At 67.0% G+C, this 21,705-nt stretch carries 14 protein-coding genes; 5 read left to right on the top strand and 9 right to left on the bottom strand.

The window, feature by feature from the left end:
- Nucleotides 1–14: 14 nt before the first annotated feature.
- The 6 genes from recD to IHE49_RS07255 all read right to left on the bottom strand — a co-directional run bounded on the left by recD (nt 15) and on the right by IHE49_RS07255 (nt 11,866).
- Nucleotides 15–2,015: an exodeoxyribonuclease V subunit alpha gene (recD, locus tag IHE49_RS07280; RefSeq protein WP_192156367.1), complete on the bottom strand. Its 2,001-nt coding sequence runs from the start codon at nt 2,013–2,015 to the stop codon at nt 15–17.
- Entirely contained in the window at nt 2,005–5,646 is a 3,642-nt protein-coding gene (gene recB / locus IHE49_RS07275) for an exodeoxyribonuclease V subunit beta (RefSeq protein ID WP_192156366.1), read from the bottom strand. The genes recD and recB overlap by 11 nt, the downstream gene beginning before the upstream one ends.
- Entirely contained in the window at nt 5,643–9,182 is a 3,540-nt protein-coding gene (recC, locus tag IHE49_RS07270) for an exodeoxyribonuclease V subunit gamma (protein ID WP_192156365.1), read from the bottom strand. Before recC ends, recB begins: the two co-directional genes overlap by 4 nt.
- Before the next feature lie 236 nt (nt 9,183–9,418).
- Nucleotides 9,419–9,781 (bottom strand): YXWGXW repeat-containing protein, encoded by a 363-nt coding sequence (locus tag IHE49_RS07265; RefSeq protein ID WP_192156364.1) that lies wholly within the window; start codon nt 9,779–9,781, stop codon nt 9,419–9,421.
- Between the two features lie 135 nt (nt 9,782–9,916).
- A complete protein-coding gene (locus IHE49_RS07260; protein ID WP_225578266.1) occupies nt 9,917–10,258 on the bottom strand; it encodes a hypothetical protein in 342 nt (113 codons plus the stop codon).
- Between the two features lie 135 nt (nt 10,259–10,393).
- Complete coding sequence (locus IHE49_RS07255) at nt 10,394–11,866, bottom strand: PLP-dependent aminotransferase family protein (protein ID WP_192156362.1); 1,473 nt, start codon at nt 11,864–11,866, stop codon at nt 10,394–10,396.
- Nucleotides 11,867–12,023: 157 nt separating this feature from the next.
- Here IHE49_RS07255 and IHE49_RS07250 point away from each other — a divergent pair, with 157 nt between their 5' ends.
- The 4 genes from IHE49_RS07250 (at nt 12,024) to chaB (ending at nt 14,962) form a co-directional block, all read left to right on the top strand.
- Nucleotides 12,024–12,947: a transporter gene (locus IHE49_RS07250; RefSeq protein WP_343227553.1), complete on the top strand. Its 924-nt coding sequence runs from the start codon at nt 12,024–12,026 to the stop codon at nt 12,945–12,947.
- 145 nt (nt 12,948–13,092) lie between these two features.
- On the top strand, nt 13,093–14,157 hold the full coding sequence (locus tag IHE49_RS07245; RefSeq protein ID WP_192156361.1) for a hypothetical protein: 1,065 nt from the start codon (nt 13,093–13,095) through the stop codon (nt 14,155–14,157).
- 33 nt (nt 14,158–14,190) lie between these two features.
- The gene (locus IHE49_RS07240; RefSeq protein ID WP_192156359.1) at nt 14,191–14,598 is read left to right on the top strand and encodes an SRPBCC family protein; all 408 of its coding nucleotides are present in this window, start codon (nt 14,191–14,193) and stop codon (nt 14,596–14,598) included.
- A gap of 136 nt (nt 14,599–14,734) precedes the next feature.
- Entirely contained in the window at nt 14,735–14,962 is a 228-nt protein-coding gene (gene chaB, locus IHE49_RS07235) for a putative cation transport regulator ChaB (protein WP_192156357.1), read from the top strand.
- A 96-nt stretch (nt 14,963–15,058) separates the two neighbouring features.
- Here chaB and IHE49_RS07230 read toward each other — a convergent pair whose 3' ends face one another.
- Genes IHE49_RS07230 through IHE49_RS07220 form a run of 3 tightly spaced genes read right to left on the bottom strand, consistent with a single transcriptional unit; the run spans nt 15,059 to nt 17,695 of the window.
- Nucleotides 15,059–15,904: an energy transducer TonB gene (locus IHE49_RS07230; protein WP_192156355.1), complete on the bottom strand. Its 846-nt coding sequence runs from the start codon at nt 15,902–15,904 to the stop codon at nt 15,059–15,061.
- Nucleotides 15,905–15,963: 59 nt separating this feature from the next.
- Complete coding sequence (locus IHE49_RS07225) at nt 15,964–16,791, bottom strand: energy transducer TonB (RefSeq protein ID WP_192156353.1); 828 nt, start codon at nt 16,789–16,791, stop codon at nt 15,964–15,966.
- Nucleotides 16,792–16,849: 58 nt separating this feature from the next.
- The gene (locus IHE49_RS07220; protein WP_192156351.1) at nt 16,850–17,695 is read right to left on the bottom strand and encodes an energy transducer TonB; all 846 of its coding nucleotides are present in this window, start codon (nt 17,693–17,695) and stop codon (nt 16,850–16,852) included.
- A gap of 332 nt (nt 17,696–18,027) precedes the next feature.
- Between IHE49_RS07220 and IHE49_RS07215 the strand changes: the two genes are divergently transcribed.
- Entirely contained in the window at nt 18,028–21,561 is a 3,534-nt protein-coding gene (locus IHE49_RS07215) for a methylmalonyl-CoA mutase family protein (RefSeq protein ID WP_192156349.1), read from the top strand.
- The last annotated feature ends 144 nt before the right edge of the window (nt 21,562–21,705 follow it).

Below are 21,705 nucleotides of genomic sequence, written 5' to 3'. Positions count from 1 at the left end.
TTGAATCGCGGATTTTACGGGGCGGCCGGGTGGGGCGCAAGCCGCGCGGCCAGGCCGGAGTGGCGCCGGGTGCGGCGGGCGATGGTCTGTTCGACGATGGCGGCGCTCCCGACCAGGCTGAAGCGATGGCGGGCGCGGGTGATGGCGGTGTAGAGCAGTTCGCGGCCGAGCATGCTGTTGAACGCGGAGCCGTCCGGATCGTGCGGCAGCAGCAGGGCCGCGTGTTCGAACTCCGAGCCCTGCGACTTGTGCACGGTCAATGCCCACGCGGTTTCCGCGTCCGACAATCGCGAGGGCGAGACGAAGCGCAGCCGCGTGCCGTCTTCGTGGTTCGTGTCGGCGGCGAGAAAGGCAACCGCCAGGCGCGTGCCGCCGCTGCCGTCGGCGACGGGCAGGCGCAGGCACACGCCCACATCGCCGTTCATCAGGCCGAGGCTGTAGTCGTTGCGGGTGAGCAGCACCGGGCGACCTTCGTACCAGCCCGGATTGTCGAGGGCATGGCCGCCGTCGATCAGGCCGCGTGCGCGCAGCGCGGCAGCGAGTTGCCGGTTCAGCCCTTCCGCGCCGTGTGGTCCGCGGCGCAGCGCGCACAGCAATTGGAAGCGGTTGAATGCTTGCAGCACGCCGCGGGCCCAGTCCGCGTGCGCCGCTTCGCCGGCATGGGCCGCCGGGCGATGCGCGCTTAGCCATTCGAGGTAGTGGCGATAGCCGCCGACATTGTCGTGTGGCGAGACCGAGCCGTCGACGGCCAGCGTCGTCAGTGTGCCGGCGTCGCCATACGGCTCCCACGCGAGATCCGGCGCAGGTGTTTGCAGAAGTGCCAGCGCGGCGCGTGCATCTCCCGTGTTCACCGCCTGCGCCAATCGGCCGATGCCGCTGGTCGCGCCGAAGCGATGGCTTTCGCGCAGCATCGCGATGCGCTGGTCCAGCGGCTGCGCATCGGTCTGCACGAAGGCGGCAATGTCGTCGCCGGTGGTGTTGGCGATCCATTGCACGGTGGCGTCGTCGTAGTGGCCGGCTTCCGCGCGTCGGCACAGATCGCCGAGCACTGCGCCGGCTTCCACCGAGGAGAGCTGGTCCTTGTCGCCGAGCAGGATCAGCCGCGCCGACGCCGGCAGCGCGTCGAGCACGGCGGCCAGCATTTCCAGGTCGACCATCGAGGCTTCGTCGATCACTAGCACATCCAGGTGCAGCGGGTTGCGGCGGTCGTGGCGGTAGCGGCGTGTGTCCGGCCGCGCGCCCAGCAGGCGATGCAGGGTGAGTACTTCGGCGGGGATCGCCGCACGCGCGGCATCGTCCACGGCCAACCGCTCGAGTTGTCCGGAGATCGAGGCATTGAGTCGCGCCGCAGCTTTGCCGGTGGGCGCGGCGAGGCGGATGCGCAGTGGTTGCGCGTGTCCCCGCAAGTGCAGCGTCTGCAACAGGCCGAGCAGGCGCACCACGGTGGTGGTCTTGCCGGTGCCGGGACCACCGGTGATCACGCCGAAGGCACCGCGCGCGGCGAGTGCGCAGGCGATGCGCTGCCAGTCGTGCGATGTGGCATCAGGGAACAGTCGCGCGAGTTCATCGGCGAAATGTGCGGCGGGTGCTTCGTCGCGCGTCACGCGATCAAGGATGCCTTGGGCCACGTTGCGCTCGTGGTTCCAGTAGCGACGCAGGTAAAGCCGCGTACCGTCCAGCACCAGCGGTGCGTCAATGGGCGTGCCGTTGCTGGTCGCTGCAAGCAAGGGTGAGGCTGGCAGGTGCATGGTGTCGCCATCGCGCAACGCGTCTGCGAGTACGCGCCAGTCTTCGGGCCAGTCCTGTTCCTGCGCCAGCGAGGGCAGCAGTTCGAGGTCCAGGCAGAGGTGGCCGTCGGCCAGTTGCCGGCTCAGCATGGCGGCCAGCCACAGCAGCGCGGGGGCGATTTGCGCATCGCGTTCGGCGAGGAAATGCGCGAAGGCCACGTCCAGCGGGCGCAGGCGCTGTTGTTCCAGCGCGCGGTCGAGCAGGGCGGATAGGTGCTCATGCCGCATGCGCGATGTCCCCCCTGGCAAACAGCTTGTCCAGCGCATCGACCAGCTCGAACGGCAGGCGCTCGCGGTGCACGCCATGGCCATCGCCATCCACGCCGCGCAGATAGAGGTAGAGCACGCCACCCATGTGGCGCTCGTAGTCATAGCCGGGCAGGCGTGCCTTGAGCTGGCGGTGCAGGGCCAGCGTGTAGATCGCGTATTGCAGGTCGTAACGGCTTTGCAGCACCGATTCGCGCATGGCCTCCACGGTGTAGGCCCCGGCGTCGCGGCCCAGCCAGTTGGACTTGTAGTCGGCTACGTACCAGCGGCCCTCGTGCTCGAACACCAGGTCGATGAAGCCCTTGAGCATGCCATTGACCAGCTTGGGCGCGATGGCGGGCCGCGGCGCGCCGGCCAGGGTGTGCGTCGTGACGAACTGATCCAGTGCCTGCGCCTGCACGTGCCTGGCCTCGAACCAGAACTCCAGTTCGGCGCGGTAGCGTTGCGGATCGGTGAGCGCGGCCAGCGGCATCGCATCGCCGCTGGACAGCGGCAGGGGCGTGCGCAGCAGGGTGGGCAACCAGGTGCTCAAGGGCGCGATCCAGCGTTTCCAGTTGTGGGCCTGACAGCGCCGCGCGATGGTTTCCAGCAGCAACGGCGAGGGCGCGGCTGCGCGGGCGAAGCCCTCCTCGGCGCAGTGCTCCAGCAACTCATGCAGGAAGGTGCCGGGCGCAGCGCCGCGGTCGAAGGCGTGGATGCCTTGCGCGGCAGGGGTGGCATCGGCAGCGGCGTCCGCGTGCGCGGTTTCGGCCAGCGTGGATTGGGCGGCGGTTTCCGGTGCGGCATGCGGCGTGGCCTCGTCGTGCTGGGCCAGCGCGCTGTAGCTGGCAATCCACCACGGCGTGTGCGAAGTCAGCCTGCAACGGCGCGCATCGCGCGGCTGTGTCGCGTTGCCTTGGGGCAGGTAGCGCTGCGTGTCGCCCTGCTCGGGCAGTTCGGCAACGACGATGGCCGGCTGGCCTTCGGCGAGCTGGTCGACGCGCGTGCGCAGCTCCGCGGGCTCGATGGGCTGGCCGCCGGCCAGCACGTAGCCGAAGGCGGATTTGTGCAGTTCCGACGCCTTGCCGTTGCCGTTCTTCAGGCAGGCCACGCCCAGCCAGCACAGATGGCGGGCGCGGGTGAGCGCCACGTAGAGCAGGCGCAGATCTTCCTGCAGGCGTTCGGCCTCGGCCTGCTTCCAGGCCTCGGCATCGGGGCGCAGGTCGAAGTGCGCCGCGCCGTGCATGTCGTGCCACAGCAGCGGTTTCTTGTCGCTGGTTTCGCGGAAGCCGCAGACGAAGGGCAGCAGCACCACGGGGTATTCCAGACCCTTGGATTTGTGGATGGTGACGATCTTGATCAGCGCGGCCTCGCTCTCCAGCCGCACGATCTGTTCCTCGGCGGCCTCGCCGCCGACGGGGTTGGCGATCTGTGCGGCGAGGTGACGGATCAGCGCGTGTTCGCCGTCCAACCCGGTAGCGGCCTGCTGCAGCAGTTCGGCCAGGTGCAGGAGATTGGTGAGCGCGCGCTCGCCGTCGACACGGGCAAGCAGACGCGCCGGTACACCGAAGCGGTGCAGCAGTTCGTGCAGCATCGCCAGCACCCCATGGCGCTGCCACAGCGCGTGCAATTGGCGGAAGTGTTCGCCGCAGGTTTCCCAGTGCGCCTCGTCGGTGTTCAGGCGCTCCAGTTCGGCCACGCTCTGCCCCATGCACGGCGTGGCCAGCGCGGCACGCATGGCGCGATCGTTGCCGGGCTGGGCGCAGGCGGCCAGCCACGCGAGCAGTTCCGCGGCCTCGGTGCTGGCGTAGACGGACTGGTTGTCCGAGAGATACACGTGGGCGAGGCCGCGCGCGTGCAGCGCCGTGCGCATCGCTGCGGCGTCGTGCCTGTCGCGCACCAGGATGGCGATATCGCCGGGTTGCAGCGGGCTGAGCTGGCCGTCCTCGTCCGCGAAGCCGCAGCGGCCTTGCTGCGCGGCGGCCAGCCACGCCACCAGCTGCGCCGCGGCGTGTTCGGCCATGGTCTCGCGCCAGACGCCCGAGCTGAGTGTCGGTGTGGGTGTATGGACGGCCATTTGCATGGCGGGCAGGTTTCCGCCATCGAGCTGCAGTTGCTCCTTGCGGCCCTTGGCGTCCACCGCGATGAAGGGCAGCGCCTTGCCGAAGCCGAAGGCGCCGTCGTCGTATTGGTCGGCAAACAGGAAGACCCGATTGACGGCCTTGACCAGTGCTTTGGTGGAGCGGTGGTTGGTGCCCAACGTCCAGTGCGGTTCGTTGGCTTGCTCGCGCGCGACGAGGTAGGTGTGGATGTCGGCGCCGCGAAAACCGTAGATGGCCTGCTTGGGGTCGCCAATCAGCAGCAGCGCTTTGCCTTCGACACCCACGTAGCAGCGTTGCAGGATGCGCCACTGCAACGGGTCGGTATCCTGGAACTCATCGACCAGGGCCACTGGGTATTGCGTGGCGATCAGCTGTGCCAGCGCATCGCCAGTCGCGCCGTGCAGGGCGGCGTCCAGTCGCTTCAGCATGTCGTCGTAGCCGAGCTGGGCCAGCCGGCGGCGGGCTTCGTCCATGTGCTGAGCCACCCATGGTGCGGCGTGGGCAAGCAGCAGCGGGGGAAGCGCCGAGGTTTCGGCCCGGCGAGCTTGCAAGTGCTCCAGCGCGGCAAAGGCAGGATGCGAAGGAGCTTGCCTGTCCTTGGCAGTGCACTCGACCAGGCGCGGTTGCGTGAAGCGAGCCAAGGTGTCGTCGTCGAGTTCGTTGCCCTGGGCCCACGCGCGCATGGTGGCGAGGTGGCCGGGAAGGTTTTTCGGTACGACCAGGTTGCCCTTGAGCACCTTGGTTTCCGAAGCGGTGAGCAGCATGGCCTCGATCGCATCGACAGCGGCCAGCCAGGTTTGGCGGCCCGTGGCCTCGGCCTCGTGCAGCGCGGCGGCGGGGGCGTCGAGCAGGTCCTTCGGCGCGCGCGGCGCGGGCAGCGGCTGGCCGCCCAGCTGCAGGCGACCCGCGTGGGGCAGCAGGGGCGCGAGCGCCTTTTGCAGATCCGCCGGGGTCTTCCATGCGCCGAGGAACACGGCGGCCGCTTCGCGACCCAGCGTGAACACATGGCCGCGCCAGTAGTCGCGCACCGCTTCGGCCAGCAGTTCGGCTTCGTCGGTTACTTCGTCGCTGGCGGCCGCCTCACCGCTGGCGAAGGCGTGCTGACTGAGCATGCGCTGGCACCAGCCGTGGATGGTGAACACCGCGGCCTCGTCCATCCATTGCGCGGCCAGTTCGAGCTGGCGTGCGGCGCGGGCGCGCTGCTCGGCGTCGGGGTAGTCGGCGATCAACGTGGTGAGGAAGTCGTCGGGGGGGCGCTTGCCACGGAAGGCTTCGGCCGCGTCCGCGAGCCGGGTGCGGATGCGCTCGCGCAGCTCGGCGGTGGCAGCCTTGGTGAAGGTCATCACCAAGATCTGTGCGGGCAACAGCGGCGTGCCGCCGCCGTGGCCCAGCACCAGGCGCAGGTACAGCGCGGCGATCGTCCAGGTCTTGCCGGTGCCGGCGCTGGCTTCGATGAGCTGGGTGCCGGCCAGCGGCAGGCGCAGCGGGTCGAGCGCTTGCGTGCTGCTCATGCGGCACCGTCCACGACGCACGCGGCGTCGAGCAGGGGGCGGTACAGGTGTAGCCAGTCTTCGAAGCCGGCGGCATGCAGGGCGGCGAAGTCGGGCCAGCTGCGGGCGAGGGCGGGCTCCTCGTCCACTTCGCCGCGGCCGTGCTCGCCGTCGCTGTGGTCGTAGCGCTTGCTGGCGACCGCAACGGCTGCGTCTGCGAGGGCGGCGGCGGACTTCTGTTTGTCCGGCGGGGCTTTTGCGTTTGCCGCCTCGACCTGCAGCCAGGCGAAGGCGGTCTTGCGCGCGAGCGGCAGCGGCGCGCGCAGGCCGGCGGCGAACGCAGCGAGCAGCGCGTCGAGATGGCGCTTCGCGTCGGCGGTATCCAGCGGGCGCAGTTGCACCATGGCATCGGGCGCCACGATGTGGGTAGTGGTGGACAGCGCATTGGCGTTCACCAGCAAGTGCGTCGCCCAATAGGCCAGCAGCTTGTCGTGGCGCAGCTTCTTGTCCGGCATGAGCTGGCTCGCCGTGGCCACGAGGCAAACGTGGCCGCCGTCGTCGTCCGTGCGTAAATCGTCCAGCGTGTCCTCGATGCTCAGCCCGTGCGCCGCGCCGTGCAGCGCGTGACTTTCACCGATGCGTGGATAGTGGGCGTCCAGCGCGTGCCAGCGTGTGGCGGCGCGCCTCGCGGCGGCTTCCATCGGTGCCAGCGTCAGTGCGCCGAAACTGCCCGGCGGCAGCTCGCCCTGTTCGTGCAGGCGTTGTGCGGCCGGCGCCAGCGCGGCGTCGCCGGCGTGGATGGCGGTGCGCAGCAGGGCGTCGGTGAGCTGATGGTTTTCCAGCGGGCCAAGGGCGAAGGGCTCGTTGTCCGTGTCGGCATCCTCGTCGCCGGCGAAATGCACGCCCAGGCGCTCAGCGTAGAAGAGCTTGGCCGGTGAGCGGAGGAAGCCTTGCAGCAGGGCAAGATTCAAGGGTGTTTCGCGCGGCCACGGCGCGAGCGGGATGGCTTCGGTCTCGCGGCGTGGCTGCCGCGCGCGCTGCCACTCGGCGGCGTAGGTGAACAGGCGTGCGTCGCTGGCAGCGTCGAAATAGCTGGGACTGAAGGCTTGCAGTGGATAGTCGGTGGTGAGGGCAAAAAGGGGGGCAGGGTCGCCTTTCGATGACGGGTCTGTTTCTGATTCGATTGCCTCGCTCGAAAGGCGACTCTGCCCCCTTTTTTGCCAGCCGGCGGCGAGGTAATCGCGCAGCTGGCCCACCAGCACCGAGGGTGGCAGCTCGCTGTTGTCGCGCGCGCTCTTGCCTACCCAGCTCACGTACAGGGTGTCGCGGGCGGAGAGCAGAGCTTCCAGGAACAGGTAGCGGTCGTCCTCGCGGCGCGAGCGGTCACCGGGGCGTTGCTGGCCGGGCGTGGCCATCAAGTCGAAATCCGGTGCGTTCGTGCGGCGCGGGTAGTCGCCGTCGTTCATGCCGAGCAGGCAGACCACGCGGAACGGAATCGCGCGCATCGGCAGCAGGGTGCCGAAGCTCACCGCACCGCCGAGGAAGCGTTGCGACAGGCGGCTTTCGTCGATGGCGGCCAGCCAGTGCTCGCGCACTACGGCGAGCGGCAGCGTACCGTCGAAGCCGGCCTCGGCGCAGGACTGTTCCCACGCGGAAAGCGCATCGTCCAGTCGCTGCAACACGAGTGCGTCGTCATCGTCTCGCCCGGCGTCAAACATGTCCGCAAGGAGGTTGCGCAAGCGTTCGATCCAGTGCGCGGGCGTGGCCGGCATGACGAACAGGCGCCACCAATGTTCCAGCCGCTCCAGCAGCATGGCGAGCGGGCCGACCAGCGCGGCGTCGAGGCCGCCGACTTCGGCGTAGGGTGCAATGCCATGTAGCGATGGGCCGTCGCCCACCGCATAACCCAGCAGCATGCGGCGCAGGCCGAAGCGCCAGCTGTTCTGCTCTTCGGGCGGTAGGCCGAGGCTTTCCTTTTGCGCGCCGTCCAGACCCCAGCGGATGCCGGCGCCTTCGATCCAGCGGCGCAGCACGGGCAGGTCGGCCTCGTCCAGATGGAGGCGGCGGCGCAGTGCGGGTACGTCAAGCAGATCCAGGATGTCGCCTGCGGCGAAACGCGATTCGGGCAGGCGCAGCAGCTGCTCCAGCGCCACCAGCAGCGGGGCGCTGCCGCGCGCGGGGCGGTCGGCGATGCTGCACGGCAGGTAGCGCGGATCGTCGGGCGGAATGCGGCCGAACACGGCCTGGATGTGCGGCGCGTAGGTCTGGATGTCCGGCACCATCACCATCACGTCGCGCGGCGCCAGCGGCCGGCCTTGGCGCGCGGTGCGCTCGAACAGCGCCAGCAATTCGTCGTGCAGGACCTCCACTTCGCGCTGCGGGTTGTGTACCACGTGGAAGCGCAGCGACTCGTCGTCGTCTCTCCATGGCTGGCGTTGCGCAGGATCGGCGGGCAGTGGCTCGAGATCGAGGATGGCCTGCTGCACCTGGTGCAGCAGGTTGTCGCGGCCCGGTTCGGTGAACAGGTCAATGTCGCGGTTCAACGCGGCGAAGCGCGCGCGGTAGATCTCCGGCGCGTCGAAGCCGTCGAGCAGGCGGATGTAGTCACGGCCCTGCTTGCCCCAGGCGGCGAGCAGCGGATTGGCGTGCAGATGCAGTTCCTCGTACTGCGGCATTTCCGGTGATCCGGGCTTGGCCACCTGGCGATGCCGCTCGGCCTTGAGCAGTTCGCGATCCTCGATGATGTCGGCCCAGTAGTGCCGGCACGGATTGGTGACCAGCAAGAACACCTGGCACACGCGGCCCAACGCGGTGAGGGCTTCCAATGTCTGCTGTGGCAGCGAGGAAATGCCGAACACCACGATGCGCCGCGGCAAGGCGACAGGGCGCGCCTCCAGCGTGGCGATGCGCGCGAGGAAGGCGCGATGCATGGCGGCACGATGGCTGCCGCGCTGCGCGGCGCCCACGTCGTGCAGCAGTGCGCGCCACAGTTGCGCCTGCCAGCGCTGCGTGGCGGGCAGCGGCAGGCGTTGTCCGCGCGGGTCGTCGCGCAGCACGTCGCGGCCATGTTCCCAGTCGTCCAGCCAGTCGGCGCGATAGACCTGGTACTGGTCGAACAGGTCGGCGACCTGCTGCGCGAGCTGGAACAGCCTGGCCGGATCGACGTGGCCCTCGCCGAGGAACTGGCGCAAGGGCGCGAAGGCTTCATCGCCAAGCTGCGCGGGCAGCAGGCGCATCAGGCGCCAGGCGAGGCGCGACTTGTCGAACGGCGAATCCGCCGGCACCGCCTCGCGGCCCAGCACGGCGCGATACGCGCGCCACAGGAAGCGGCCGGGCAACTGCATGTCCACCGCCGCGCTGATGCCCATGCCGCCCGCGTCGCGCGGGCGCGCCAGCGCCAGTTTCAACCACTGCGCGATGCCGTTGCTCTGCACCAGCATCAGCTCGTCTTCCAGCGGTGCCAGTGGCGCACGCGCCAGCCATTCGACCAGCAGGTCGCGCAGGTCCTCCAGGCGGTTGCCGTGCACGACCATCAGGCCGGGCTGGATGTCTTCCATGGGGGGCGGAGCTGTCGGCATCCGCAGATTCTGCCCAGCTTTCGTCTCGGCGTCTGCGATTCGGGAAATCGCAGGGAGCGATTCCTGTCATTCCGCCGGCAACGGCATGCAAGGCGGTCGCTCGTAACAGGAGCAAAAAAACGGCCCGGAGTGTCCGGGCCGTTTCCTTGAGCAGGGCGGCCATGGATGGCTGCCACTTTGATTCTCGCGATCAAGGACGATCGCAAAGACCCATCTCAGCCGTTCACCCAGACGCCCACGTGGAAGTGCCAGCCATCGCCGCGCTGCTCCCAGTGCGGGTGCACGTAGTGGTAGCCCGGACGGATCGTCTCCCAGTGGCCGCCCACGCCGACATAGCGGTGGCCGTTCCAGTGCCAGTAGCCGCGTGCCCAGATGAAACCGGGACGGGGCGGCGGAATCACCTCCTCGATCGGCGGCGGCGGAGGCTGCGGCGCGATCACTTCCACCACCGGCGGCGGGGGCGCCTCGTAGATCACCGGACGCGGGCGCGGACGCGGCGGCGGTTCCACCACGCAACCCGCGGCGGACACAGCCGCGGCGGAGACAATCAACAGACCTGCAAGACGACGTGACAGCATGAGGTTCCTCCCTCGTTTGATGTAGCGAAGCGGATTCGCGGCGTTGCCGCGCCGCGAAAGTGGTTGGAGTCTAGAGGCGATCGGCGCGATGGAAAGGGTGTCTTGGCACCGATTCCATCGCAGGTTGTTGCGTATTCAGCGCGCCCAGTAACCGTCGCTGAAATGCCAGTTGCCGTGCGGCCCGCGGTCCCAGTGCGGCGGCAGGTAGCGCCAGCCGGGGCGCCCGCGTACCCAGCGGCCGCCGACCCACACATGGCGATGCATGCGCGGGCTCCACATCCAGTAACCGGGTGCCCAGACGTAGCCGAAGCGCGGTGCCGGCACCGGCTCGTAACGCGGCGGCGGCGGGGGTACGCCGATCCCTACGCTTACACCCACGCCGATCCCCTGGGCTTGCGCGGCAGGCGTGGCCACGAAACCAACGCAGGCCAGCGCCAAGCCGGCGCACAGGATCAGGGCGGAAGACTTGCGGTTCATCGTGCTCTCCATGATCGCCGCGAAAGGCGGCGTGCAGGTCGGGAAACGCCAGCTTGCCCGAGTGTGTTGACGTCGCGCCAGTGGTGCGTTCAGGAAAGAGTGGGGCGGACGCCTGGGCACCGTTACGCAGGACGCTCAGAGACAGCGGGCGAGTTGTCGGATGCCCTCCTGGATAGCGTGTTCGTCCACGCTGCCGTAACCTAGGATCAGGCCGCTGCGCCGCACCTCGCCGCGATAGCAGGGCGACAGCGGCCGCACCGATACGCCCGCCTGCGCTGCTCGTCGTGACACGGCCACGTCGTCCACGTCCGGCGGCAACAAGGCGGTCAACTGCATGCCAGCCTCGGCACCGACGATCTGCAGCACATCGGGCAAATAACGCTGGATCGCTGCCTGCAGCACCGCGCGCCGCGCCGCGTACAGCATGCGCATGCGGCGGATGTGCCGCGCGAAGTGACCCTCGCGAATGAAGTCGTGCAGCGCACGCTGCGGCAGCATCGGCGAGCAGGTGTCCAGCGCGTCGCGGGCCGCGCGGAAGGCCGGCAGCAGATCCTTCGGCACCACCAGGTAGCCGAGCCGCAGCGCGGGGAACAGCACCTTGCTGAAGGTGCCCACGTAGATCACCCGCGCGTCGGCATCCAGTCCCTGCAAGGCGGCGATCGGCTTGCTGCCGTAGCGGTATTCGCTGTCGTAGTCGTCCTCGACGATCCAGCTGCCCGCGCGCGTCGCCCACTGCAGCAGCTCGATGCGCCGCGCGGCGCTCATCGTGGCGCCCAGCGGAAACTGGTGCGAGGGCGTGACGTAGGCCAGGCGTGCCGCCGGCGCGCGGCGGATGCCCGCGGCCACGTCCATGCCGTCGCCATCCACCGGCACCAGCACGGGCAGGGCATTCACCGCCCCGAGTGCCTGGTGTGCGCCGGAGTAGCCGGGCTCCTCCACCCAGGCCTGGTCGCCGGGGTCGAGCAGGGCGTGCGCACAGATCTGCAGGCCGTGCTGCGAGCCGCTGGTGATCAGGATCTGTTCGGCGTCGGCATGCACCGCGCGCACCGTCGCCAGGTATTCGGCGATCGCCGCGCGCAACGGCGCGTGGCCCATGGTGTCGCCGTAGACCAGCGCGTCGGTGCCGACGTGGCGCGCATGCCGGCTCAGCAGGCGCGACCACACGCCGTGCGGGAAGTGGTCGAGCGCGGGCACGCCCACGCGGAACGCACCCTGGCTCTCCAGCCAGGTCTGCGGCGGCGAGGCCATCGCCGCCACCCGCGCGGCGACCCGGCGCGGCGCGGGCGCGGCGGATGCCACCGGTGCGCGTTGCACGCGGCGACGCGGCGTGGCTGGTCCCTCGTGTGGAATCGCCGCGGCCACGCAGGTGCCAGTGCCGGTGAAGCTCTCCAGATAGCCCTCGGCATGCAGTTGCTCGTAGGCGCCCAGCACCGGCAGGCGCGAAACGCCGAGCTCGCCGGCCAGCGAGCGGGTGGAGGGCACGCGCTGCCCCGGGCGCAGCCGACCCTCGGCGATGGCGCGGCGAAACCACTCCGCCAGCTGCAGGTAGATCGGGCCGCTGCCCTCCAGTGCGATCGACGGCACCAGGCTGGCGGACGCATGTCTCATGGTGGGCTCCCGAGTGGTCATGTCATATTCTCGCTTGGTGGCTATTTGTTCGAACCACCTGGCTGCCTAGTCTGCCCGTGAAGCGCAAACGGTGGAGGTGTCGGTGGTCATGCTGGGAAGGGCGACAAAAGCACACGCATGGGGGCGCTGTCTCGCCGTGCTGCTCCTGCTGCTGTCCGGCATGGGGGCGGTCATGGCGCAGGACAGCGTCCCGTCGCGCCAGTCGCTGGACGACGCCTGGTGGACCGGTCCGATGCTGGCGAATTCCGCCGAGACGCTGCCGCAAGGGCACATCCTGGTCGAACCCTATTTCTATGACGTTACTTCGAAGGGCTCGGACGCCTTCGGTTCGCGCGCTTACGTGCTCTACGGGCTGACCGATCGGCTTACCGTGGGCCTGATCCCGATCATCGGCTACAACCGCGTAAGCAACGGGCCGAACAGTTCGGGCATCGGCCTCGGCGACCAAATCCTGCAGGCGCAGTACCGACTCACCCGTTTCCACGAAGGCAGTTGGCTGCCCACGCTCGCCGTGCAGTTGCAGGAAACCTTGCCCACCGGCCGCTACGACCGGCTCGCGCGCGCCAGCGACGGCATGGGCGGTGGCGCCTGGGCCACCACGCTGGGCCTCAATGCGCAGAGCTATTTCTGGATGCCGAACGGCCGCCTGCTGCGCGTGCGGCTCAACCTCACGCGCACCTTCAACGGCGATGCCGACGTGACCGGCGCCAGCGTCTACGGCACCGCGCCCGGCTTCCGCGGCACGGCGCGTCCGGGCGACGCGTTCTACATCGGCACCTCGGCTGAATACAGCCTCACCCGACGCTGGGTGCTGGCGCTGGACCTGTTCCGCAGCTACGGCGCGGCCACCCGCGTCGACGGCAGCACCGACCCGGTCGATGCCTTGCCCGTGCCCACCCACCTGCAGGCCGGTCCCAGCGACGTCTATGGCTACGCGCCCGCGGTCGAATACAACTTCTCGGCGAACCTCGGCGTGCTGTTGGGCGCGCGCGTGATCGTGGGCGGCCACAACGCGACGCATTCGGTGACCCCGGCCATCGCGATCAACTATGTCCATTGATGGTCATGGAACGACGCGCGAAACCTGGCTGACGGTTGGCCGCAAGTAAGGGCAGATGCGATCAAGGTCGACCCGTCGGAGTTTCAGTTGTGATGGGGAAACTTCATTCCACGCTGGCACGTAATCCAATCAAGAGAGCGACCACATGCATACAACGAAGATCCTCCTGCGCGCTTGCACGCTTGCCCTGGCAGCCATGGTCGGATGGCAATCGCCGTCGATCGCCGGCCCGGCGCAGGGCGACGACCAGCAGCACGCCTTCGATTTCCACTTCGGCACCTGGAAGACCCAGATCATGAGCCGGGACGTCACGGCATCGGGCATCGGTGCATGGGGCAAATTCGCCGGCACGGTGATCGATCAGCCCCTGTGGAACGGACACGCCAACGTCGAGAAGATCGAAGCCTCCGGCTCAGGCGGCCACTTCCAGGGCGTGACGCTCTTTCTCTACAACCCGAAGTCGCAGCAATGGAGCGAACGGTTCGCCGGCAGCGACGACGGCACCCTGCAGGACCCTTCGTACGGCGAGTTCAAGAACGGGGTCGGCGTGTTCCATGCCTGGACCGAGTCCGGCGGCAAGAAAGTTCTCCAGCGCGACATCTGGTCGAACATCACGCCGGACTCGTACCACTACGAGATCGCGGTTTCGCTCGACGGTGGCAAGACCTGGACCACGGATTTCGTCGCGCAGCTCACCCGAGTGAACAAAGCGCCGGACTACGAGGTGCAGCACACCCCGGGCAACGGGCCGGAGCACGACTACGACTTCAACATGGGGCAGTGGACGACCCGCATACGCGCCGTGCTGAATCCGCTGTCCTCGCCCAGCGCATGGAGTAATTTGAACGGCACGCACGCCGTGTATCGCCTATGGGAAGACTGGGCCAACATTGGTCAACTCGAAGTCGATGGACCCGACGGCCACACCGAGGACCTGGCGCTTCGCCTCTACGACCGCAAGACGCAGCAATGGCGCGTTTATTTCGCGAACAGCAAATCCGGCACCCTCAATCAGCCGATGGTGGGCAAATTCGAGAATGGCGTGGGCACCTTCGTCGGCATGGACGAGATCGATGGCAAGACCGTGTTGATCCGGAACACCTGGTCGGGCATCACCGCGAAATCCTGCCAGCAGGATTGGGCCATCTCGACGGACGGCGGCAAGACCTGGGTGCCCACCTGGACATCCACCGACACATTGGGCGGCTGATCCCGAGGCACTGCCCTTCGACGGGGAGACACCATGGCTTCGATACACCGGGAAATACTGCTGGATGCCGATCCCGCGGACGTGTGGGCAGCCATCAGCGATATCGGCGCGGCCCACGAACGCCTCGTACCGGGCGTTCTGGTGGACACGCAGCTTGAAGGAAACGCCAGGGTCGTCACCTTCGCCAATGGCCTGGCAGTGCGCGAGCTGATCGTCACGCTCGACCATGACGCCCGTCGCTTCGTCTATGCCTCCGTCGGTGGGCGGGCAACGCACCACAATGCGTCCTTCCAGGTCTTCGCCGACGGCGACCAACGCACGCGCCTGGTCTGGATCACCGATGTCCTGCCGGACGAACTGGCCGGTCCTATCGGCCAGAACGTCGAACTGGGCATTGCCGCCATCAAGCGAACGCTGGAAAGGAAAACCAACGCCTCGTAACGTCGACGATGGCCTGCGCGGCTGCGGCGCACTCGACCCGAACATCATCAGCGTGCACAGGACTATCGCCTCCGCTTGACGGCCGCTTTATCCCGCATCACCCAAGCTGACAGGCCCGTCCCCACGGAGCCCCGCCATGCCTTACCGGAGTATCAGCCAGCTGCCCGACGCAGTGCGCGACAACCTGCCAAAGCACGCCCAGGAGATCTACAAGGAAGCCTTCAACCACGCCTGGGAGGAATACGCCGACGAGAGCAAGCGTCGCGGCGATGATTCGCGCGACGAGACGGCGCGCAAGGTGGCCTGGTCGGCGGTGAAGCAGGGATACGCCAAGGGCGATGACGACCATTGGCACGCGAAATAGAATGATCGACGCCGCCGCGTCTGCATAAGTACTCAAGTAGATCGACCACGGCAGCAGCTCTGCAGGCAGGACGCCTGCAGAGGATTTCACCGCATGTCAGCCATGATTGGGTGCGGAGAGCAGCGTTGGCCCCGCACCATCCGTTTGCACGCCGCTGCCGGCCAGGGCATCGGCGGCGCCCATGTTGGGTTTGTCGACCCATGGCGCCGGCGTGTATGGGCCCGGGACATAGGTTCGCCACACGACTTCGGGGGCGGTGGTCTGGCCGGGTGGCGCAAGATTGAAAATGACCGGTACACGAGCCGTCCAGCTGTCCTGTTTGGCCAGCCTTCCGGTCGTGGGGATCGTATAAGTCCAACGACGCGCTGCCTGGAGTGCCGCATCCGCCAGCATCTTTCGGCACTCGTTGAGCAGAGTGTCCGGGCCGATGTTGTCGAGATTGACCTGTTCGACAACGGCATCGGTGACATGGCCGCCGTGGTCTATATGCAACGCCAAGTACACCTCACCTTGCACATGGGCACGGAGCGCCATCTCGGGGTAGTGCGGGAATATCTTCTTGTCGTCCTCGGTGATGTGCAGTGTGTCGGTGTCGGTCGAGTTGTAGTCGCCGAACGTGACCCCCTTGATGCGCGCCGTGTAGTTGCCGTCAGGCTTTTGCTTCAGCACCACGCGTGCATGCATGCTGGCCTTGGCGACCACGGGCTGGCCGTCCTGCAGCAAGGGCTGGAAGTGCCACTGCAGCGCGGCGTTGCGCACCATGTCCGCAATGGGCTGGCCGTACTTGGCCGGATCATCGATCACCGCGCTTTGCACGGTGCCGTCCTGGGTCAGCACGATGGTTCCATTGACGACGGCGGAGGACTCGACGTCCTGGCGGGTAGCGGCCTGAGCAGTCATCACCGCCATGGCGAGGAGTGCACCGAGCATTGCCTTCTTCATGCGATTTCCTTGGCCTGCGTTGTAGTCAGTCGATTCGACGGCAAAGGCGGCGCCGCGTATCAGCTGTGGTCGGATGCTGCAGGGACCTGGGCTGGGCCCGCGCCATCCGTCTGCAGGCCGCCATCGGCAAGGGCGTCGGCTGCATTCGCATCAGGTTTGTGGACCCAAGGGGCGGGTGTGTACGGTCCGGGAACGTAGGTTTGCCACACAGAGTTGGACTTGGAGTATTTCCATACGTAGGTGATTGGCACACGCGCAGTCCAACTGTCTTGCTTGGCTAGCCTTCCTGTCGTGGGGGGAAGGAAAGTCCACTTGCGAACTGCCATGAGGGCCGATTGCGCCAAAGTTTCGCGGTAACGGCTGAGTACATCTCCGGAGGCTCGTACGCCTACGTTGACTTGTTCGGCGACGGCCTGGGTCACATGGCCGCTGCGATCCACCTGCAATGCCACGTAGACTGTGCCCTGCACGTGGCCCAGTACCGCCCCCAGAGGGTAAGTTGGAGCAATCTTCTTGCCCTCGCGCAGCGCGCTGGTGTCGTTCGGGTCGTTGTCACCGAACGTAACGCCCTTGATGTGCGCGTTGTAGTTGCCGTCGGGTTTCTGCGTAAGCACCACGCGGGCATGCATGCTGGCCTTGGCGACCACGGGCTGGCCGTCCTGCAGCACGGGCTGGAAGTGCCACTGCAGCGCGGCGTTGCGCACCATGTCCGCGATGGGTTGGCCGTACTTGGCCGGGTCATCGATGACCGCGCTTTGCACCGTGCCGTCCTTGGCCAGCACGATGGTGCCGTTCACGACCGCGGATGACTCGACGGCAGGTTCGGTCGCGGCCTGTGTGCCCATCACCGCCATGGCGAGGAGTGCACCGAGTATTGCCTTCTTCATGCGATTTCCTTGGCTTGCGTTCAGTCAGTCGATTCGACGGCAATGGCGCTGCTGTGCGTCAGCCGTGGTTGGAACCAGTGGGGAGCAGAGTCGGCCCCGCGCCATCCGTCTGCACGGTGCCGTCGGCAATGGCATCCGCTGCATTCGCGTCGGGCTTGTCGACCCAGGGTGCCGGCGTGTACGGGCCGGGGATATAGGTTTGCCAGGTGTGATCGGGCTTGGGTGCGCCCCATACATTCAAGTTGTAGATAACCGGCACGCGCACTGTCCAACTGTTCTGCTGGGCCAGCTTGCCCGTGGTGGGAATTTCGTAAGTCCATCGATTCGCGGCCTGGCAGGCCGACCTCGCCAGGATTTCGCGATAACGCTTGAGCGTGCCTTCCTGGCCGAGGACTCCAAGATTCACCTGCAAGGCCACGGCATCGGTCACATGGCCGCTGCGGTCCACGTGTAGCGCCAGATACACCGTTCCCTGCACGCGTTCCTTGATCGCTGCCATGGGGTAATCCGGCACGAGCTTTTTGTTGAGCGGCGAATTGTGCAGTGTGCTGGTGTCGTTCGGGTCGTCGTCGCCGAACGAGGCGCCCTTGATGCGCACCTCGAAGTTGCCATCGGGCTTCTGCTTCAGCACGACGCGGGCATGCATGCTGGCCTTGGCCACCACGGGCTGGCCGTCTTGCAGCACGGGTTGGAAGTGCCACTGCATGGCGGCGTTATGCACGAAGTCGGCGATGGCTTGGCCGTACTTGGCCGGGTTGTCGATGACTGCGCTTTGTACTGTGCCGTCCTTCGCCAGCACGATGGTTCCATTGACGACGGCGGAGGATTCGACGTCCTGGCGGGTAGCGGCCAGGGTTCCCATCGCCGCCATGGTGAGGACTGCGCCTAGTATTGCCTTCTTCATACGATTTCCCTGTCAGCGTTGAAGTCGATCAACCCCATACGGCAGACGCCGGCGGCATGCTGTCCGCTGCGTGCCTGATCCACCACGTACGTCGGCCCCATGCCAGGCATGGCGGCCGCTTCCTGCATTACGGTGGCTTGTCCCCTTGCCGGATGCCCGGCTGTCGATATCCAAATTATGTAGGCAAATCATGGCCGGCGTAAGCCGGTCAGGGGGCCAGATACGGCCCGCTGCCGTCGCTCCATACGCTCCGGTGCACGCGCTGCAACAAGCTCTTACAGCCGATCCCCATTAAAATCGTCCGGTTCATCGCACACGATGTCGGAGTCGCCATGAGTTCCCCCGCCAAGCACGTCCCCGTCGGCTCGCCCCAGGCCGAGACCACCCCGCTGCGTTTCGTCACCGCGGCCAGCCTGTTCGATGGCCACGACGCGGCGATCAACATCATGCGCCGCATCATCCAGAGCCAGGGCGCGGAGGTGATCCACCTGGGCCACAACCGCTCGGTGGAAGACGTGGTGCGCGCCGCGCTGCAGGAGGATGCGGACGCCATCGCGCTGTCGTCCTACCAGGGCGGCCACGTCGAGTACTTCAAGTACATGGTGGACATGCTCAAGGAGCGTGGCGCCGCACACATCCGCGTGTTCGGTGGCGGCGGCGGCACCATCACGCCGGAAGAGATCAAAGAGCTGCAGGCCTACGGCGTGGAGCGCATCTACCACCCCAACGACGGCATGAAGCTCGGCCTCACCGAGATGATCGAGGACGTGATGCAGCGCGCCAGCCGTGCCGCCGCGCAGCGCGCGCCCGACACCGCCGCGTCCAAGGTGGACGTGGACGATGAAATCTCCATCGGCCACATGCTCAGCGCCATCGAGGAGGGCAAGCTCTCAGCCACCGACCTCGACCACCTGCGCAAGCAGTGGAAACTGGCCGGCAAGGCCACGCCCGTGCTTGGCCTCACCGGCACCGGCGGCGCGGGCAAGTCCTCCGTGGTGGACGAACTGCTGCTGCGCTTCCTGCATGCCTTCCCGCAGATGCGCATCGCGGTGCTCGCCATCGACCCCACGCGCCGCCGCTCCGGCGGCGCGCTGCTGGGCGACCGCATCCGCATGAATGCGCTGCGCAGCCACCGCGTCTACATGCGCTCCATGGCCACGCGCCGCCAGCACGCCGCCACCAACGAAGTGCTGCACGACTGCATCGACTTCCTCAAGGCGCAGCCCTACGACCTGGTGATCGTGGAAACCGCCGGCATCGGCCAGAGCGATTCCGAGATCGTCGACCTGGTGGATTTCCCGGTCTACGTGATGACCAGCGACTACGGCGCGGCCAGCCAGCTGGAGAAGATCGACATGATCGACTTCGCGGAACTCGTCGTGCTCAACAAGTTCGACAAGCGCGGCGCGGAAGACGCCCTGCGCGACGTGCGCAAGCAGTGGAAGCGCAACCGCACCGCCTTCGCCGTCAAGGACGAAGACGTGCCGGTCTACCCCTCCATCGCCAGCCAGTTCAACGACCCAGGTGTCACCTGGATGTTCGCCAACCTGTGCCGCCTGATGCGCGACAAGCTGCACCTGCCCGCGGAGAAGTGGACGCCGCAGATCGACACCACGCTGAAGGAGCCGCGCGCCACCGTGCTGATCCCCGGCAGCCGCGTGCGCTACCTCGCCGAGATCGCCGAGCAGGGGCGCGGCATCAATGCTTCCGTGGCGCACCAGGCCGAGGCCGCCAGCAAGGCGCAGCACTACTACGAGTCGCTGAAGGAACTGGGCGACGACAAGCTGCCCAAGCCGCTGGAGCTGTATCACGCCGAAGACCTGCAGGCGCACGACGCGCAGGCCGCCGACCGCACCCTGCTGCTCCTCCGCCAGCGCTACAACGTCGCCCTCAAGGAACTCACCCACGAGTCCATCCACCTGCTGCGCGACTGGCCGAAGCTGCGCGAATCGGTGACCAAGGACGTCAACGAATACAAGGTGCGCGACAAGACCATCCGCGTCGAGAACTACCGCGAATCGTTGAGCCACCAGAAGATCCCGAAAGTCGCGCCGCCCAAGACCGCAAGCTGGGGCGACCAGTTGCTGTTCCTTGGCAAGGAAAATCTGCCCGGCCACTACCCCTACACCGGTGGCGTGTACCCGTACCGCCGCAGCGGCGAAGACCCCACCCGCATGTTCGCGGGCGAGGGCACGCCCGAGCGCACCAACCGCCGCTTCCACTACCTCAGCCAGGGCGGCGCGGCCACGCGCCTCTCCACCGCGTTCGACTCCGTCACCCTGTACGGCGAAGACCCGGCGCCGCGCCCCGACATCTACGGCAAGATCGGCAACTCCGGCGTCAACATCGCCACGCTGGACGACATGAAGAAGCTGTACTCCGGCTTCGACCTCAGCGCGCCCACCAGCTCGGTGTCGATGACCATCAACGGCCCCGCGCCGATCATCCTCGCGATGTTCATGAACACCGCGATCGACCAGAACGTGGAGAAGTACCTCAAGGAAGATCCCGCGCGCTGGGCCGCGGCGGAAAAGCAGATCGCTGCGATGTACCCGAATGGCCGCCCGCAGTATTCCGGCGAGCTACCCAAGGGCAATGAAGGCCTGGGCCTGGGCCTGCTCGGCGTCACCGGCAACCAGCTGGTGGATGCGGAGACCTACGCGCGCATCAAGGCCGAGACGCTCAGCAGCGTGCGCGGCACGGTGCAGGCCGACATCCTCAAGGAGGACCAGGCGCAGAACACCTGCATCTTCTCCACCGAATTCGCCCTGCGCATGATGGGCGACATCCAGCAGTACTTCGTGGAGCACAAGGTCCGCAACTTCTACTCCGTCTCCATCTCCGGCTACCACATCGCCGAAGCCGGGGCCAACCCGATCAGCCAGCTCGCCTTCACCCTAAGCAACGGCTTCACCATCGTGGAGTACTACCTCGCGCGCGGCATGAAGATCGACGACTTCGCGCCCAACCTGTCGTTCTTCTTCTCCAACGGCATGGACCCGGAGTACACCGTGATCGGCCGCGTGGCCCGCCGCATCTGGGCCCGCGCCATGCGCGAGCGCTATGGCGCCAGCGCGCGCAGCCAGATGATGAAGTACCACATCCAGACCAGCGGCCGCTCCCTGCACGCGCAGGAAATCCAGTTCAACGACATCCGCACCACGCTGCAGGCCCTGTACGCCCTGTTCGACAACTGCAACAGCCTGCACACCAACGCCTACGACGAAGCCATCACCACGCCCACCGAAGAAAGCGTGCGCCGCGCCGTGGCCATCCAGATGATCATCAACAAAGAGCTGGGCCTCAATTTCAACGAGAACCCCTGGCAGGGCAGCTACGTCGTCGAAGAGCTCACCGACCTGGTGGAAGAGGCCGTGTACAAGGAGTTCGAAGCCATCAGCGAGCGCGGCGGCGTACTCGGCGCCATGGACACCATGTACCAGCGCGGCAAGATCCAGGAAGAGAGCCTGTACTACGAGCACAAGAAGCACGACGGCAGCCTGCCGCTGATCGGCGTCAACACCTTCCTGCCCAAGGACCACGGCGGCGAGATCGCCACCGAGATCGAGCTGATCCGCTCGACGGAGGAGGAGAAGGGGCAGCAGATTGAGAACGTGCAGGCGTTCCAGAAGGCGCGGAATGCGCTGGCGCCTGCGGGTGAGACGTCACATGCGCATGGCACCGATTCCACCGATGCGCCCGTGACGCAGGCGCACGACAACCACGGCTTGGCCTATCTGCAGAACACCGCGCGTGATCGCAAGAACGTGTTCAACGCGCTGATGGAGGCAGTGAAGACGCACTCGCTGGGGCAGATCAGTCATGCGTTGTATGACGTGGGTGGGGAGTATCGGCGGAACATGTGAGGCCAACACGAGATCAAGTGAAAGACAGTTGATTCGGAGTTGTTAACTTTTTGCTCTCGAGAAGGCGCATGGGATAGCCGCCTGTAGTCTCCATCCATGCGACTCCATAGCCCTACCCTATGGTGGTGTCAGGAGGGATGGCTG

It is taken from the genome of Rhodanobacter sp. 7MK24, from assembly GCF_014842995.1.
Classification (GTDB): domain Bacteria; phylum Pseudomonadota; class Gammaproteobacteria; order Xanthomonadales; family Rhodanobacteraceae; genus Rhodanobacter_A.
The sequence above is the reverse complement of the archived record's forward strand: the minus strand, read 5'-3'. Positions and strand labels throughout refer to the sequence as shown.

Bases quoted from the DNA above. Each gene is read 5' to 3' on its own strand.
- recD (WP_192156367.1), bottom strand. From the start codon at position 2,015: ATGCGGCATGAGCACCTATCCGCCCTGCTCGACCGCGCGCTGGAACAA.
- recB (WP_192156366.1), bottom strand. From the start codon at position 5,646: ATGAGCAGCACGCAAGCGCTCGACCCGCTGCGCCTGCCGCTGGCCGGC.
- recC (WP_192156365.1), bottom strand. From the start codon at position 9,182: ATGGAAGACATCCAGCCCGGCCTGATGGTCGTGCACGGCAACCGCCTG.
- IHE49_RS07265 (WP_192156364.1), bottom strand. From the start codon at position 9,781: ATGCTGTCACGTCGTCTTGCAGGTCTGTTGATTGTCTCCGCCGCGGCT.
- IHE49_RS07260 (WP_225578266.1), bottom strand. From the start codon at position 10,258: ATGAACCGCAAGTCTTCCGCCCTGATCCTGTGCGCCGGCTTGGCGCTG.
- IHE49_RS07255 (WP_192156362.1), bottom strand. From the start codon at position 11,866: ATGAGACATGCGTCCGCCAGCCTGGTGCCGTCGATCGCACTGGAGGGC.
- IHE49_RS07245 (WP_192156361.1), top strand. From the start codon at position 13,093: ATGCATACAACGAAGATCCTCCTGCGCGCTTGCACGCTTGCCCTGGCA.
- IHE49_RS07240 (WP_192156359.1), top strand. From the start codon at position 14,191: ATGGCTTCGATACACCGGGAAATACTGCTGGATGCCGATCCCGCGGAC.
- chaB (WP_192156357.1), top strand. From the start codon at position 14,735: ATGCCTTACCGGAGTATCAGCCAGCTGCCCGACGCAGTGCGCGACAAC.
- IHE49_RS07230 (WP_192156355.1), bottom strand. From the start codon at position 15,904: ATGAAGAAGGCAATGCTCGGTGCACTCCTCGCCATGGCGGTGATGACT.
- IHE49_RS07225 (WP_192156353.1), bottom strand. From the start codon at position 16,791: ATGAAGAAGGCAATACTCGGTGCACTCCTCGCCATGGCGGTGATGGGC.
- IHE49_RS07220 (WP_192156351.1), bottom strand. From the start codon at position 17,695: ATGAAGAAGGCAATACTAGGCGCAGTCCTCACCATGGCGGCGATGGGA.
- IHE49_RS07215 (WP_192156349.1), top strand. From the start codon at position 18,028: ATGAGTTCCCCCGCCAAGCACGTCCCCGTCGGCTCGCCCCAGGCCGAG.